This is a genomic window from Bradyrhizobium sp. DN3, assembly GCF_041357655.1.
Taxonomy (GTDB): Bacteria; Pseudomonadota; Alphaproteobacteria; order Rhizobiales; family Xanthobacteraceae; genus Bradyrhizobium.
This window is the reverse complement of record NZ_JAULLN010000015.1, coordinates 62,407-76,971: the sequence shown is the minus strand read 5'-3', so window position 1 is coordinate 76,971 and position 14,565 is coordinate 62,407. Positions and strand designations below refer to the sequence as shown.

Annotated in this window: 14 protein-coding genes; 9 read left to right on the top strand and 5 right to left on the bottom strand. The window is 64.4% G+C overall.

Going from position 1 to position 14,565, the window contains the following annotated elements:
- The first annotated feature begins 173 nt into the window (after positions 1-173).
- A complete protein-coding gene (locus AAE027_RS22235; RefSeq protein ID WP_091893399.1) occupies positions 174-617 on the top strand; it encodes a MarR family winged helix-turn-helix transcriptional regulator in 444 nt (147 codons plus the stop codon).
- 540 nt (positions 618-1,157) lie between these two features.
- Here AAE027_RS22235 and secA read toward each other — a convergent pair.
- Positions 1,158-3,998: a preprotein translocase subunit SecA gene (gene secA, locus AAE027_RS22230; protein ID WP_370990092.1), complete on the bottom strand. Its 2,841-nt coding sequence runs from the start codon at positions 3,996-3,998 to the stop codon at positions 1,158-1,160.
- A 354-nt stretch (positions 3,999-4,352) separates the two neighbouring features.
- Here secA and AAE027_RS22225 point away from each other — a divergent pair, with 354 nt between their 5' ends.
- The 3 genes from AAE027_RS22225 to mutT all read left to right on the top strand — a co-directional run bounded on the left by AAE027_RS22225 (position 4,353) and on the right by mutT (position 7,220).
- Positions 4,353-5,276, top strand: a complete 924-nt coding sequence (locus AAE027_RS22225) for a peptidylprolyl isomerase (protein ID WP_370990093.1) — start codon at positions 4,353-4,355, stop codon at positions 5,274-5,276.
- A 285-nt stretch (positions 5,277-5,561) separates the two neighbouring features.
- Positions 5,562-6,803, top strand: a complete 1,242-nt coding sequence (argJ, locus tag AAE027_RS22220) for a bifunctional glutamate N-acetyltransferase/amino-acid acetyltransferase ArgJ (protein ID WP_370990094.1) — start codon at positions 5,562-5,564, stop codon at positions 6,801-6,803.
- 6 nt (positions 6,804-6,809) lie between these two features.
- Positions 6,810-7,220: an 8-oxo-dGTP diphosphatase MutT gene (gene mutT / locus AAE027_RS22215; protein WP_370990095.1), complete on the top strand. Its 411-nt coding sequence runs from the start codon at positions 6,810-6,812 to the stop codon at positions 7,218-7,220.
- A gap of 38 nt (positions 7,221-7,258) precedes the next feature.
- Here mutT and AAE027_RS22210 read toward each other — a convergent pair whose 3' ends face one another.
- Positions 7,259-8,107, bottom strand: a complete 849-nt coding sequence (locus AAE027_RS22210) for a methyltransferase domain-containing protein (RefSeq protein ID WP_370990096.1) — start codon at positions 8,105-8,107, stop codon at positions 7,259-7,261.
- Positions 8,108-8,252: 145 nt separating this feature from the next.
- On the opposite strand from AAE027_RS22210, the gene AAE027_RS22205 reads away from it, so the two are divergent.
- Genes AAE027_RS22205 through AAE027_RS22190 form a run of 4 tightly spaced genes read left to right on the top strand, consistent with a single transcriptional unit; the run spans position 8,253 to position 10,733 of the window.
- Positions 8,253-9,050, top strand: a complete 798-nt coding sequence (locus tag AAE027_RS22205; RefSeq protein WP_370990097.1) for a ComF family protein — start codon at positions 8,253-8,255, stop codon at positions 9,048-9,050.
- 47 nt (positions 9,051-9,097) lie between these two features.
- Positions 9,098-9,373 carry a glutaredoxin 3 gene (gene grxC / locus AAE027_RS22200; RefSeq protein WP_091898955.1) on the top strand — a complete coding sequence of 92 codons (276 nt, stop codon included), beginning with the start codon at positions 9,098-9,100 and terminating at the stop codon, positions 9,371-9,373.
- Positions 9,370-10,248 (top strand): carbon-nitrogen hydrolase family protein, encoded by an 879-nt coding sequence (locus tag AAE027_RS22195; protein WP_370990098.1) that lies wholly within the window; start codon positions 9,370-9,372, stop codon positions 10,246-10,248. Before grxC ends, AAE027_RS22195 begins: the two co-directional genes overlap by 4 nt.
- Positions 10,245-10,733, top strand: a complete 489-nt coding sequence (locus AAE027_RS22190) for a DUF1178 family protein (protein ID WP_370990099.1) — start codon at positions 10,245-10,247, stop codon at positions 10,731-10,733. The genes AAE027_RS22195 and AAE027_RS22190 overlap by 4 nt, the downstream gene beginning before the upstream one ends.
- Here AAE027_RS22190 and AAE027_RS22185 read toward each other — a convergent pair.
- The 3 genes from AAE027_RS22185 to AAE027_RS22175 form a co-directional block, all read right to left on the bottom strand.
- Entirely contained in the window at positions 10,730-11,629 is a 900-nt protein-coding gene (locus AAE027_RS22185) for an EamA family transporter (RefSeq protein WP_370990100.1), read from the bottom strand. The two genes, AAE027_RS22190 and AAE027_RS22185, sit on opposite strands and share 4 nt — an antisense overlap.
- A gap of 265 nt (positions 11,630-11,894) precedes the next feature.
- A complete protein-coding gene (gene ubiG / locus AAE027_RS22180) occupies positions 11,895-12,668 on the bottom strand; it encodes a bifunctional 2-polyprenyl-6-hydroxyphenol methylase/3-demethylubiquinol 3-O-methyltransferase UbiG (RefSeq protein ID WP_370990101.1) in 774 nt (257 codons plus the stop codon).
- Positions 12,669-12,682: 14 nt separating this feature from the next.
- Positions 12,683-13,150 (bottom strand): PH domain-containing protein, encoded by a 468-nt coding sequence (locus AAE027_RS22175; protein WP_370990102.1) that lies wholly within the window; start codon positions 13,148-13,150, stop codon positions 12,683-12,685.
- 153 nt (positions 13,151-13,303) lie between these two features.
- Between AAE027_RS22175 and AAE027_RS22170 the strand changes: the two genes are divergently transcribed.
- Complete coding sequence (locus tag AAE027_RS22170; RefSeq protein WP_091898950.1) at positions 13,304-14,560, top strand: aspartate kinase; 1,257 nt, start codon at positions 13,304-13,306, stop codon at positions 14,558-14,560.
- Positions 14,561-14,565 lie beyond the last annotated feature (5 nt).

Below are 14,565 nucleotides of genomic sequence, written 5' to 3'. Positions count from 1 at the left end.
TCCTGTCTGGGACCAGACCTGAAAGCACATTGAGCAGGCGGCCGCGGCTTCCGCCCTTTTGTTGGGCAATGATCCTATTTTGAAAATATTGAATATTCAACAATTGAAGTGCATATAGATGCAGCATTGATTGCAAGACATTCACTCATTTGGGTCAAGACGAAGTCTTAGCCGTGGCAAAACCGTCGAAAGAAAACTCCCCGATCACCGAACACCTCGCCTACCTGCTCGCGCAAGCTAACCGCGAAATCAACCGGCAACTCGAACTGCGGTTGAGCAAGGAGGGCGTGCCGGTCGAGCAATGGCGCATCTTGAAAGTGCTGTCGGATGGCAACGGCCATTCGATGGGCGAGCTTGCCGATGCCGTGCTGCTCAACCATCCGACATTGACCAAGATGATCGACCGTATGGTCTCGGACACGTTGGTCTACCGCGTGCAGGACCCCAACGACCGCCGCAAGGTGCTGATGTTCATCTCCGACCACGGCAAGGTGCTGAGCAAGAAGCTCAACTCGCTCGCGGTGGACCAGGAGGAGCACATCCTGGAGAGCTACGGCGACAAGTCGACCAGCGAATTGAAGCGGCTCTTGGAGAGCTTGATCGACAGCTCGAATTGAGCTGTCGTATCAGACGCGATCTCTCAACTCACGTCGTCCTGGACAAGCGAAGCGCAGATCCAGGACCCATTACCACAGGGCGCAGTTTGGCGAAGACCGTGGTGACGAGCTTCGCGTAACAACTTCTCCCTGGGGTAATGGGTCCTGGCTTTCGCCAGGACGACGATGGAGTGAGTTGCGACACGACCGGCCAAACAAAAGCTGTCGTCCCGGCCTAGTGCGCAATTGCGCACGGGGGCCGGGACCCATAACCACAGGATTTAGTTTGGCGGACGGTGTTGGTTTCGATTCTTCGCTCGGTACGCCGACTGCGCATCATCGATGAATCACGCGGTATGGGTCCCGGCGTACGCCGGGACGACGATGTGGAGAAGCCGCGCGTCACAACGTAGCGTCAGCGCCCGCGGGCGATCCAGTATTCCGGAGAATGCTGTGATTGAGCCGAGAGGCTGCGGCGTACTGGGTCGTCGCCGGGTCAAGCCGGGCGACGACGGCGGGGAGTGAGGCGCTGACGTCGCGCCTCACAAATACATTCAAGCCTTACGCATACTTGCCGTGGCAGTGCTTGAACTTCTTGCCCGAGCCGCACGGGCAGTCCTCGTTGCGGCCGACCTTGCCCCAGCTTGCCGGGTTCTTGGGATCGCGAAGGGCCGCGTCGGTGGCTTGGGCGCCGAGCGTGACGCTGGCGAGCGCCATCTCGTCTTCGCCGGTGTTCGGGTCGAACTTGTGCGCCTCCATCGCCGGCAGGATGGGAGCTTCCTGCTCCGGCGGGACGATCTCGACCCGCATCAGCTGCGCCGTCACGGCCTCGCGCAGATGCGCGCTCATCTCCTGGAAGAGGTTGAAGGCCTCGGTCTTGTATTCCTGCAACGGATCGCGCTGGCCGTAGCCGCGCAGGCCGATGACCTGACGCAGATGATCCAGCATGATCAGATGCTCGCGCCAGAGATGGTCGAGCGTCTGCAAGAGAATGGTCTTCTCGACGTAACGCATCACGTCGGGACCCCATTGCGCGACCTTGGCCGCCATGTGCTCGTCGGCTTTGGTCTCGATGCGGGTCAGCAGCTCCTCGTCGGCGATGCCCTCTTCCTTGGCCCATTCGTCGACCGGCAGGTCGAGATCGAGCACGCGCTTCAATTCATCCTTCAGCCCGGCGACGTCCCACTGCTCGGCATAGGCGTGCTCGGGCACGTGCTTGGCGACGAGATCGTCGATGAAGGCGTGGCGCATGTCGGCGATGGTCTCGGCGACGCTCTCGTCCCTCATCAACTCGACGCGCTGATCGAAGATCACCTTGCGCTGGTCGTTCTGGACGTTGTCGAACTTGAGGAGGTTCTTGCGGATGTCGAAGTTGCGCGCCTCGACCTTCTGCTGCGCCTTCTCGAGCGCCTTGTTGATCCAGGGATGGATGATGGCCTCGCCCTCTTGCAGGCCGAGACGCTGGAGCATGCTGTCGAGACGGTCCGAGCCGAAGATGCGCATCAGGTCGTCTTCGAGCGACAGGAAGAACTTTGACCGGCCGGGGTCGCCCTGACGGCCGGAACGGCCGCGCAGCTGATTGTCGATGCGGCGGGATTCATGCCGTTCGGAGCCGATGATGTAGAGGCCGCCGGGCTTGTTCACGGTCTTGGCAGGCTTGCTCCCCTTCGCCGGCTCGGTCTCGACGGTCTCCTCGGCCTTCAGCACGATGTCGCGGAAATGCGCGATGTCGGCTTTGATCTGCTCGATCTTCTTGGCCTTCTCGGCATCGTCCTCGATGCCGGTGGTCTCCTGCTGGATGCGCATCTCCAGCGAGCCGCCGAGCTTGATGTCGGTGCCGCGGCCGGCCATGTTGGTCGCGATCGTGATTGCGCCGGGCACACCGGCTTCGGCGACGATATAGGCTTCCTGCTCGTGGAAGCGCGCGTTCAGCACTGCAAACAGCTTTGCCGGCTTGCCGGCGCGGGCCGCGGCATAGAGCTTGTCGAGCGCGTTGTCCTTGCCGAAGTCGATCTGCTTATAGCCGTTCTTCTTGAGGAATTCGGCCAGCACTTCCGACTTTTCGATCGACGCCGTACCGACCAGCACCGGCTGGAGCCGCGCGTTCGCACGCTCGATCTCGGCGAGGATCGCGCCGTATTTTTCCTGCTGGGTGCGGTAGACCTCGTCGTCCTCGTCGAGACGCGCGATCGGCAGGTTGGTCGGAATCTCCACGACCTCGAGCTTGTAGATGTCGAACAATTCGTCCGCTTCGGTCGCGGCCGTGCCGGTCATGCCCGCGAGCTTCTCGTACATGCGGAAGTAGTTCTGGAAGGTGATCGAAGCCAGCGTCTGGTTCTCGGGCTGAACCTGGACGTGCTCCTTAGCTTCCAGCGCCTGGTGCAGGCCTTCCGAATAGCGGCGGCCCGGCATCATGCGACCGGTGAACTCGTCGATGATCACGACCTCGTTGTCGCGGACGATATAGTCCTTGTCGCGCGTGAACAGCGTGTGGGCGCGCAGCGCCTGGTTGATGTGGTGCACGACGGAGACGTTCTCGACGTCGTAGAGCGACTCGCCCTTGAGCTGGCCGGCATCGCGCAGCAGGGTCTCGATCTTCTCCATGCCGGCTTCGGTCAGCGTCACCGTGCGCTGCTTCTCGTCGACCTCGTAATCGGTCTTGTCGAGCTTGGGCAGGAAGCTGTCGATGGTGTTGTAGAAGTCGGAGCGGTCGTCGAGCGGACCGGAGATGATCAGCGGCGTGCGCGCTTCGTCGATCAGGATGGAGTCGACTTCGTCGACGATGGCGAAGAAGTGCGGCCGCTGGACCATGTCCTCGAGCCGATACTTCATGTTGTCGCGCAAATAGTCGAAGCCGTATTCGTTATTGGTGCCGTAGGTGATGTCGCAGGCATAGGCCGCCTTGCGCTCGGCATCGTCGAGGCCGTGCACGATCACGCCGGTGGTCATGCCGAGGAAGCCGTAGATCTGGCCCATCCAGCCGGAGTCGCGGCGGGCGAGGTAGTCGTTGACGGTGACGACGTGAACGCCCTTGCCGGCGAGCGCGTTGAGGTAGACCGCGAGCGTTGCGACCAGCGTCTTGCCTTCGCCGGTCTTCATCTCGGCGATGTCGCCCTCGTGCAGCACCATGCCGCCGATCAGCTGGACGTCGAAATGGCGCTGGCCGAGCGTGCGCTTGGCCGCCTCGCGCACCGTGGCGAAGGCGGGCACCAGGAGGTCGTCGAGGGTCTTGCCTTCGGAGATCTGCTTCCTGAACTCGGCGGTGCGGGCCTTGAGCGCCTCGTCGGAGAGTTTCGAGACTTCGGGCTCCAGCGCGTTGATCGCGTTGACGCGGGACTGATATCCCTTCACCCGCCGGTCGTTGGCGGAGCCGAAAAACTTGCGGGCGAGCGCGCCGATCATGCCTAGTTCCTGTGTTCGCGATTTAACCGCGTTGCAGCCAAGAAGTTGTCACCCGCCTGCCTATTCAACTCACCGTGACGCCGATGGCGCCTTCAGCCCGGACTGCGGGGGTCGTCCGCCATATGGGTGGGAATTGAGCAAGTCTGGGTTCAACGGCCAAAAACGCAGCAAAATAAACGCCATCGCCATGGACGCGACCGGGCCAGAGATATGGCCGGCCCCTAGCCTTGTCAACGGCGGCCGCATTGCGGCTAATTCATCATTTTGACAGACTTTTCGCGTTGCCAAGCCCCCCTGATTGGGCGAGTGTCCGCCCCGCTCGAGCAGCCCCCTGCTTCAACATAAGGATTTTCCATGACCACCTCGTTCCCGGTAACCACCGGCCAGCGTTTCCGCCATGCGTCCGCTCTGGCCGGCTGCCTCGCTCTGGCGCTGTCCCTGGCGTTCGCCGGGCCGCTCCGCGCCGCCGACGATCCGGTGCTGGCGAAGGTCAATGGCGCGGAAATCAAGAAGAGCGACGTCGCCATGGCCGAGGAAGAACTCGGACCGAGCCTCGCCCAGATGGACCCGGCGACCAAGGACGAGAACGTCCTGTCGTTCCTGATCGACATGAAGATCGTCAGCAAGGCTGCCGAGGACAAGAAGGTCGCCGACAGCGAGGAGTTCAAGAAGCGCCTGGCATTCGCGCGCAACCGCCTCCTGATGGACAGCCTGCTCGCGGGCGAGGGCAAGGCCGCCACCACCCCCGACGCCATGAAGAAGGTCTATGAGGAGGCCTCCAAGCAGATCACCGGCGAGCAGGAGGTGCGCGCCCGCCACATCCTGGTCGAGACCGAGGACGAGGCCAAGGCGGTGAAGGCCGAGCTCGACAAGGGCGCCGATTTCGCCGATCTCGCCAAGAAGAAGTCCAAGGATCCGGGCTCCGCCGATGGCGGCGACCTCGGCTTCTTCACCAAGGAGCAGATGGTGCCGGAATTCTCAGCCGTCGCCTTCGCGCTCGAGCCGGGCAAGATCTCCGACCCCGTGAAGTCGCAGTTCGGCTGGCACGTCATCAAGGTCGAGGAAAAGCGTAACCGCAAGGCGCCGGACTTCGAGCAGGTCAAGGCCCAGATCGAGAACTACGTCACCCGCAAGGCCCAGGCCGAGTACGTCGCCAAGCTCCGCGCCGAGGCCAAGGTCGAGCGGCTGGACCAGCCGGCGGATGCGGCAAAGGACGCCAAGCCGGCCGATCCAGCCAAGCCGTCCGACAGCAAGATGGCGCCGCCTGCGAAGAAGTAAGCCGAAGACAATTTCGACGTCGCGATGGCCGGGCATGTCCCGGCCATTTGCGTTTTTGGTGTGGACGGGCGCGGCAAATACAACTGTCGTCCTGGCGAAAGCCAGGACCCATTACCACCGTCATCAATTGTTCACGAAGGCAATCCCCATCGCGCAAACCGACACTTGCTGCGGCGTATGGGTCCTGGCCTTCGCCAGGACGACACTGTGTATGCGGCGCGCCTCTCCCAATCCGCCGAGTGAGATGATAGGAAGCGCCTCCCGCCCCGTTACCGGAAGCCCGCGATGTCCTCCTCCGTCTCTCCCCTCGCCCCGAAACACGTTCCCGACATGCCCGTGATCGCGGGCGTCCGTCTTGCGACCGCCGAGGCCGGCATCCGCTACAAGAACCGCACCGACGTGCTGCTGGCGGTGATGGACAAGGGCACGGCCGTGGCCGGCGTCTTCACCAAGTCGAAATGCCCGTCCGCGCCGGTCGAATGGTGCCGCGCCAAATTGAAGGGCGGCAAGGCTCGCGCACTCGTCGTCAACTCCGGCAACGCCAATGCCTTCACCGGCAAGACCGGCCGCGCATCCACGGCACTGACCGCGAAGATCGCCGCCAAGGCCGTCGGGTGCAGCGAGGGCGAGATCTTCCTCGCCTCGACCGGCGTGATCGGCGAGCCGCTGGACGCGACCAAGTTCGACGGCGTGCTCGGCCGCCTCGCCGAGACCGCCGAGCCCGGCGATTATCTCGCTGCGGCCAAGGCGATCATGACCACCGACACCTTCCCGAAGGTCGCGACCGCAACCGTGAAACTCGGCAAGGCCAAGGTCACCATCAACGGCATGGCCAAGGGCGCCGGCATGATCGCTCCCGACATGGCGACCATGCTGTCCTTCATCTTCACCGACGCGCCGATCGCGCCCGCCGCGCTGCAAGCCCTGCTCAAGAGCGGCGTCGAGGACACCTTCAACGCCGTGACGATCGATGGCGATACCTCGACCTCGGACACGCTGCTCGCCTTCGCAACGGGCGCCGCCGCCGCGCATGGTGCGCCAAAGATCAGCCGCGCCAGCGACCCGCGCCTGAAGGCCTTCGTCAAGGCATTCAATCAGGTGCTCGCCAATTTGTCCGAGCAGGTGGCCCGCGACGGCGAAGGCGCGCGCAAGCTGGTCGAGATCACCGTCGAGGGCGCCAAGACCAAGGCTTCGGCGCGCAAGATCGCGATGTCGATCGCCAACTCGCCGCTGGTCAAGACCGCGATCGCCGGCGAGGACGCCAATTGGGGCCGCGTGGTGATGGCGGTCGGCAAGGCCGGCGAGCCGGCCGATCGTGACAAGCTCTCGATCTCCTTCAACGGTATCCGCGTCGCCAAGAGCGGCGCGCGCGATCCGTCCTATGACGAAGCCCAGGTGTCGGAGGCGATGAAGGCGCCGGAGATCGCGATCAAGGTCGCGCTCGGCCTCGGCAAGGGCCGCGACCGCGTCATGACCTGCGACCTCACCAAGGAATATGTCGCGATCAACGGGGATTACAGGTCGTAAGGCAGCATGGCCGATCTCAAGCTCACATTGGTGGTGGCCTGCGCGCTGATCGACGCCGACAAGCGCGTCCTGATCGCGCAACGCCCCGAGGGCAAGGCGCTGGCCGGCCTCTGGGAATTCCCGGGCGGCAAGCTCGAGCTGGGCGAGCGGCCCGAGCAGAGCCTGATCCGCGAGCTCCACGAGGAGCTCGGCATCACGGTCGCCGAGCCGTGCCTGGCCCCGCTGACCTTTGCGAGCTACGGCTACGAGACCTTTCACCTGTTGATGCCGCTCTACATCTGCCGGCGCTGGGAGGGGCAGGTCACGGCGCGCGAAGGCCAAAACCTCGCCTGGATCCGCGCCAACAAGCTGCGCGACTACCCGATGCCGCCGGCGGACATCCCGCTGATCCCGCATTTGATTGATTTGTTGATGTGAGCAGTGTCCCGGACGCTGCGCTGCGTCCGGGACACACGTCACTCTTTCCCCGCCTTCTTCACCGCCTCGGCCAGACTCGCCTTGGCCGAGCCGGGCTTGAGCGGCTGCTGCTGGCTCGCATGCGGAGCCCAGCCGGAGAGCCAGATGATATCGAACGTCGCACGGATGCGGCCGTCGGCATCGGCGAAGCGCTCGGCATAGATCTCGGCCATCCGCAGCAGCGTCGCGCGACGGCTCGGCGCGCGCCGCCGCTCGATCAGCACATTGGCCGCACCCATGCGGCGGAGATCCTGCATCAGCGCAAACGCATTGGCATAACGCACCACGACCCGGTCGACGTCCGTGACCGGCAGCGCAAAGCTCGCCCGCTGCAACAGCGCTCCGATATCGCGCAAGTCCGCGAACGGCGCAACGCGCGGCGACACGCCGCCTTCGCATTCGGCTTCGGCGGCCGCAAACGCCTGACGCAGCTCGGTCAGGCTGTCGCCGCCGATCATGGCGGCGAGCAGCAACCCGTCCGGCTTCAAGGCACGGCGCACCTGCGCGAGCACACCCGGCAAGTCGTTGACGAATTGCAGCGCCAAAGCCGAGACGATGAGGTCGAGGCTTTCGGGTGCAAAGGGAAGCTTCTCCGAACCCGCGGCATCGAGCGCGATGTGCTCGATGGCAGGTAGCCTCGTGCGCAGTCCTGCGAGCCCTTCACCGGGCGTCCAAAGATCGGCCGGTGCCTGGAATTCCCGCATCACCGCGGCCAGCCGGTCGGACATGTCCTCGGCGACACGATCGAGCAGGAAGGCCACCGGACCTTGCGCCTGCGCGCGACCCTGCCGCGCGTGCAACAAAGCGCGATCGAACAGGGCAGGAGGGGTTTGCGGAGCTTGAGCCATGCCGCTGGTTACGCCGATCCAAGTCGTTCTGGCAATCTCCCCTCTGGTGTCCCGGACGCGGTGCGGCACGCAGTGACGCTCCGCTGCGTCCGGGGCATGAGAGTGCTGCTTGAGCGGATAAGCACGGAACGCTAGCCTTCCCCGCATGGAAGCCGAACCCGCCCCCGCCCGATCCATCGCCGCCCCTCTGCGTGCTGCCTGGACGGCTGGTCAACAGGTGCTGTCGCGTGCGGCGCGGCTTGCCCTCGACATCGCACTGCCGACGCAGTGTGTGTCCTGCCATGAGCCGGTCGACGGCGAGGGCGTTTGCGCTTCCTGCTGGGCGCGGCTGTCGTTCATTGAACGACCTTATTGCCCGCGGCTCGGCATTCCCTTTGTGTATGACCCCGGTCCCGACATGCTGTCGATGGAGGCGATCGCGAGCCCGCCGGCCTACCAGCGCGCGCGAGCGGCGGTGCGTTATGACGACGTCGCGCGCACGCTGGTGCATGCGCTGAAATACCAGGACCGCACCGATTTGGCGCCCGCCATGGGCCGCTGGATGGCGCGCGCCGGCGGCGAGCTGCTCTCTGGCGCAGACATGCTGATCCCCGTTCCCCTGCATTGGCGGCGGGCCTGGCGGCGCCGCTACAACCAGTCCGGGGCGCTGGCGCGGATCATCGCGCGGCAGAGCGGCGTCGAGGTCCGGGGCGAGGTGTTACGGCGGGTGCGCGCCACCGAGCAACAGATCGGCCTGTCGCGGGCCCAGCGCGCCACCAATGTGCAGGGCGCGTTCCAGGTATCCCCCGACCGTCAGCCCGAGATTCAGGGCCGCCGCATCGTCCTGGTCGACGATGTCTTGACATCGGGCGCCACGTTGGACGCCTGTGCGCGGGCTCTGCTGCGCGCCAAGGCCGCCCAGGTCGACGTGCTGGTCTTTGCCCGGGTTGTGGAGACCCGGTAAAGTCCCATATAATTCAACGAATTCATGACATGAGAGCGCCAGACGAGATGACTGCTGCCATCGAGATCTACACGAGGCCGGGCTGCGGCTATTGTTCCGCCGCCAAGTCGCTGTTGAGCCGCAAGAAGGCGACCTTCACCGAGTTCGACATTGCCAAGAACCCGTCCTGGCGCCAGGACATGTACGGCCGCGCCGGCGAAGGCTCGACATTCCCGCAGATCTGGATCGGTGGAACCCATGTCGGAGGCTGCGACGAGCTCTACGCGCTCGACCGCGAAGGCAAGCTCGACGGCATGCTCGACAGTATCAAGGCCGTCTCATGAGCGAGGATCGGACCTTCACCGCCGCCATGGTGCAGATGCGCACCGGTCTAATGCCCGGGCCGAGCCTTGAGCAGGCTACCAAGCTGATCCGGCAGGCGGCTGCGGACGGCGCGGACTACGTGCAGACGCCCGAAGTCAGCAACATGATGCAGCTGAACCGCAAGGCATTGTTCGAGCATCTTCAGAGCGAAGAAGACGACACCTCTCTGAAGGCATATCGGGCCCTCGCAGCGGAACTCGGAATCCACATCCATGTCGGCTCGCTCGCGCTCCGATTCTCGCCTGAGAAGGCGGTCAATCGCTCCTTCCTGATCGGGCCCGAGGGCAACGTGCTCGCGAGCTACGACAAGATCCACATGTTCGACATCGAGCTGCCGGACGGCGAGAGCTATCGCGAATCCGCCAATTACCAGCCGGGCGAGACCGCCGTGATCTCCGACCTGCCCTGGGGCCGCGTCGGTCTGACGATCTGCTACGATGTCCGTTTCCCCGCGCTCTACCGCGCGCTCGCCGAGAGCGGCGCGTCCTTCATCACCGTGCCCTCGGCCTTCACCCGCAAGACCGGGGAAGCGCATTGGCACGTGCTGCTGCGTTCGCGCGCGATCGAGACCGGTTGCTTCATCTTCGCCGCGGCGCAAGCCGGCCTGCACGAGAACAAGCGCGAGACCTACGGCCACTCCCTGATCATCGACCCCTGGGGCGAGATCCTCGCCGAGGGCGGCGTCGAGCCCGGCGTCATCATGACCAAGGTCGACCCCGCCAAGGTCGAGACGGCGCGCCGGGCGATTCCCTCGCTCCAGCACGGCCGCCGCTTCGGCGTCGCCGACGCCAAGGCCGGGCCGGACCATCTGCATCTCGTACGGGGATCGGCATGATCCGCTACGCACTGCACTGCGACCGGAACCACGCTTTCGAAAGCTGGTTTCAGAGCTCGTCCGCGTACGATTCACAGGTGAAGCGCAAGCTCGTGACCTGCCCGATCTGCGGCTCGGCCAAGGTCGACAAGGCGATCATGGCCCCGCGCATCGTCGGCAAGAAGGGGCGCGGCCGCGCTACGCCGCCACCGGAGCCCACCGCGAGCGCCACGCCTGCGCCCGAGGCTGCGCCGTCAGGACCGACCTCGCTACTGATGGCGCAGGAGAAAGAGCTGCGCACGAAGCTGAAGGAGCTGCGCGATCACATCGTCAAGAACGCCGACAATGTCGGCGAGCGCTTTGCCAACGAAGCCCGCGCCATGCACTACGGCGACAAGGAGCACCGTCCGATCTATGGCGAGGCCTCGCCCGACGAAGCCAAATCGCTGATCGACGAAGGCATCGAGGTGTCACCGTTGCCGGTGCTGCCGGAAGACCGGAACTAAACCCCTACCAGAACAGCCACCCCGACCACGATCAACGCGATGCCTGCAAGCTCGCGCGGCGCGATCGGCTGCTTGAACGAGTAGTACGCCACGGCTTGCGCGAACAGCACCTCGATCAAAGCGAGCGTGCGGACATTGGCGGCGGCCGTGAGCGCGAACGCCAGGAACCAGAATTGCGAGGCGAAGGCGCCCGTGAAGCCCGCGAGCATCGACGGCCGCCACAGTCCGAGGATTCCCCGCAACACGTCTGGCGCGCGCCAGAGCAGATAGATCGTCAGCACCAGCGTCTGCACGAACAGGCCGAGCACCAGTGTGAAGGACGAAGCCGTCACGAACGACACGCCCGGCACCGTGATGATGGCGCCGCGAAAGCCGACCGCGGAGAGCGCGAAGGCCGCCGCGGCGACGAGCCCCGTGATGGTCGGCTTCAATTCCGCAAAGCTCTTCTCGCCGCCGGGCCGGAGCGCAGTGATGACGACGCCGACGGTCGCGATCACGATCGCCAGCACCTTCAGCCAGGTCAGGTGATCGCCGAGGAAGACGAAGCCGAAGATCGCGGTCTGGATCGCTTCGGTCTTGAGGTAGGCCGTCGTCACCACGAAGGAGCGGTCGTTCATGGCGAGCAGCATCAGCCCGGTGGCGACGATCTGGCTGAGTGCGCCGAGCAGGAGCCACGGCCAGAACACGATCGGCGGCATGCCGACATGATCGCCGGTGGCGACCAGCACCACCGCGAGAAACAGCAGCGAGAACGGGAAGCCGAACAGGAAGCGGATGTTGGTCGCGCCCCAGGTCCCCAGCGGCTTCGTCAGCGACCGCTGCATCGCATTGCGCGCGACTTGCCCGAGCGCGGCAATGATCGTGAAGGGAATCCAGAGGCTGGCTATGGTGAACATGGGGGGATGGGGGCTACGGGAGTGTTGGTGCAAACTGCCGGGGACGCGGCAACAGGTCAATCATGCGCGCGTCATAGGAGCGATGCTCTCGCGACAAACTCGCTGTCGTCCCGGCGAAGGCCGGGACCCATAGCCACAGGATTGGATTTGGCGAAGACTCGTGGTTACCGGCCTCGCGCCGCAACTCTTCCCTGGGGTTATGGGTCCCGGCCTTCGCCGGGACGACATTGGAGTTGTGGATGCAGCGTGCCGCTTACGCGCGGCCTCACACCATCCCTTCCGCCACGACCATGTAGTTCACGTCCATGTCGGAGGAGAGGGTCCATTTGTCGGCGAAGGGGCTGTAGACGACGCCGGTCTGCTCGGTGATGACGAGGCGGTTGTCGAGCAGGTATTTTGTGAGCTCATCGGGAGTGACGAACTTGTTCCACTCGTGGGTGCCGCGCGGCAGCCAGCGCAGGACGTATTCGGCGCCGACGATGACGAGTGCGAAGCTCTTCCAATTCCGATTCAGTGTCGAGACCACCATCAGACCGTTCGGCTTCAGCATCGCCGCGCAGCGCTTCAGGAAAACTCCGACATCGGTGACGTGCTCGACCACTTCCATCGCCAGCACGATGTCGAAGCGCTCGCGCGGATCGATCTCTTCCACGATGGTGCAGCGGTAGTCGATCGCGAGATGGCTCTTGTCGGCATGCAGCTTCGCGGCGGCGATGTTGCTCGCCGAAGGATCGATGCCGATGACCTGCGCCCCCAAGCGCGACAGCGGCTCGCACAGCAGGCCGGCGCCGCAGCCGATGTCGAGCACGCGCAAGGACCCGAGGCAGTTGAGGCTGCGCACATTGCGCTCGAACTTGCGGCAGGCGGCGTCACGGATGTAGCCAAGCCGCAGCGGATTGATCCGGTGCAGCGGCGCCATCTTGCCCCTGGGGTCCCACCACTCCGCCGAGAGTTTTGAGAATTTCGCGATCTCCGCGGCGTCGACGGTCGAACCCGGCTGGGCGGTGGCGGTTGCGGAAGTATTTTGCTGCATGCTCATGGTTACGCGCGGTCCTACCGCGTGGTGATCGAACTACGGAAGGCGAGTGGCGAGGCGATGGTCTTGATCGTCTCGATTCCCTCGCCGACGCCGCGAATCGTCACGTCGCCGTAGTTGAGAATCCGTCCAAGAATGGTCTGGTCGACGTCGACGCTCTCGACCTTGTCCAGCGCCATCTCGAAGGTGCGGCGCTTGATGAACCCGGTCTTGTGCACGACCCGGAGGTTGGTGACGTCGGTTTCGGTGGTGAAGCGATGGAACCAGCCCTTGATGGTCCAATACAGGGCCGCCAGAGCCACGAGACCCGCGGCTGTAAGGCAAAGCAAAACGAGCCCGTCGGCGGTTGCCTGCCGCGACAGGATCAGCAGGGCCAACGTTACGATCCAGGCCACGATGGCCGGAAAATAGAAGATCCAGTGCGCATTGGTCGAATACAGCACCCGCTCGCCCGGTTGCAGGATCTCGTCGATATAACGCGCCATGGCCTCGGTTAACCCACTACCCCCGCACCCTGCCCCCGCAGGAACCCGCTTGCCCCCGGCCCCGCCGCTCTGTATACGCGCGGTCGGTATCCGCGAGGCACCCGTCCGGTGCGGTCACCATACTGATCCTTATGAGGGAATGCACGCGTCGTCATGAGCCGCCTCGTGATGAAATTCGGCGGCACGTCCGTCGCCAACATCGAACGTATCCGCAACGTCGCGCGCCACGTGAAGCGTGAGGTCGACGCCGGCCATGAAGTGGCCGTGGTCGTCTCGGCGATGTCCGGCAAGACCAACGAGCTGGTGGCGTGGTGCACCGAGGCCTCGCCCCTGCACGATGCGCGCGAGTACGACGCCGTCGTTGCCTCCGGCGAACAGGTGACGTCCGGCCTGCTTGCCATCGTGCTGCAGGGCATGGGCATCCAGGCCCGCTCATGGCAGGGCTGGCAGATCCCGATCAAGACCAGCGACGCCCATGCCTCGGCCCGGATCGAGGACATCGACGGCAGCGAGATCATCAAGCGCTTTAGGGAACGCAAGGAGGTCGCGGTCATCGCCGGCTTCCAGGGTATCAACCCAGATACGGATCGCATCACCACGCTCGGCCGTGGCGGCTCCGACACCTCGGCCGTGGCGATCGCCGCCGCCGTCAAGGCGGACCGCTGCGATATCTACACCGATGTCGACGGGGTCTACACCACCGATCCGCGAATCGTGCCGAAGGCCAAGAGGCTTGATAAGATCGCGTTCGAAGACATGCTGGAACTGGCCTCCCAGGGCGCCAAAGTGCTCCAGGTCCGCTCGGTGGAACTCGGCATGGTCCACAACATGCCGATCTTCGTCCGCTCGAGCTTCGACAAGCCCGAGGATATCGACCCGCATGCCAACCAGCCGCCCGGCACGCTGATCTGCAGCGAGGAGGAGATCATGGAAAGCCACGTCGTCACCGGTATCGCCTTCTCCAAGGACGAGGCCCAGATTTCGGTGCGCCAGGTCGAGGACAAGCCGGGCGTGGCGGCCTCGATCTTCGGCCCGCTGGCGGATGCCAACATCAACGTCGACATGATCGTGCAGAACGTCTCGGAGGACGGCAAGACCACCGACCTCACCTTCACGGTGCCGGCCGCCGACTACACCCGCGCCAAGGACACGATTACCGCCGCCAAGGCCAAGATCGGCTATGCCCGGCTCGATACCGCCACCGACGTCGCCAAGATTTCGGTGATCGGCAGCGGCATGCGCAGCCATGCCGGCGTCGCCGCCCAGGCGTTCTCGGCCCTCGCCGGACGGAATATCAACATCCGGGCCATTACAACCTCCGAGATCAAATTCTCGGTTTTGATCGACACCGCCTATACCGAGCTTGCAGTGCGAACCCTGCACACGCTCTACGGCCTCGATCAGACTTAGACGAA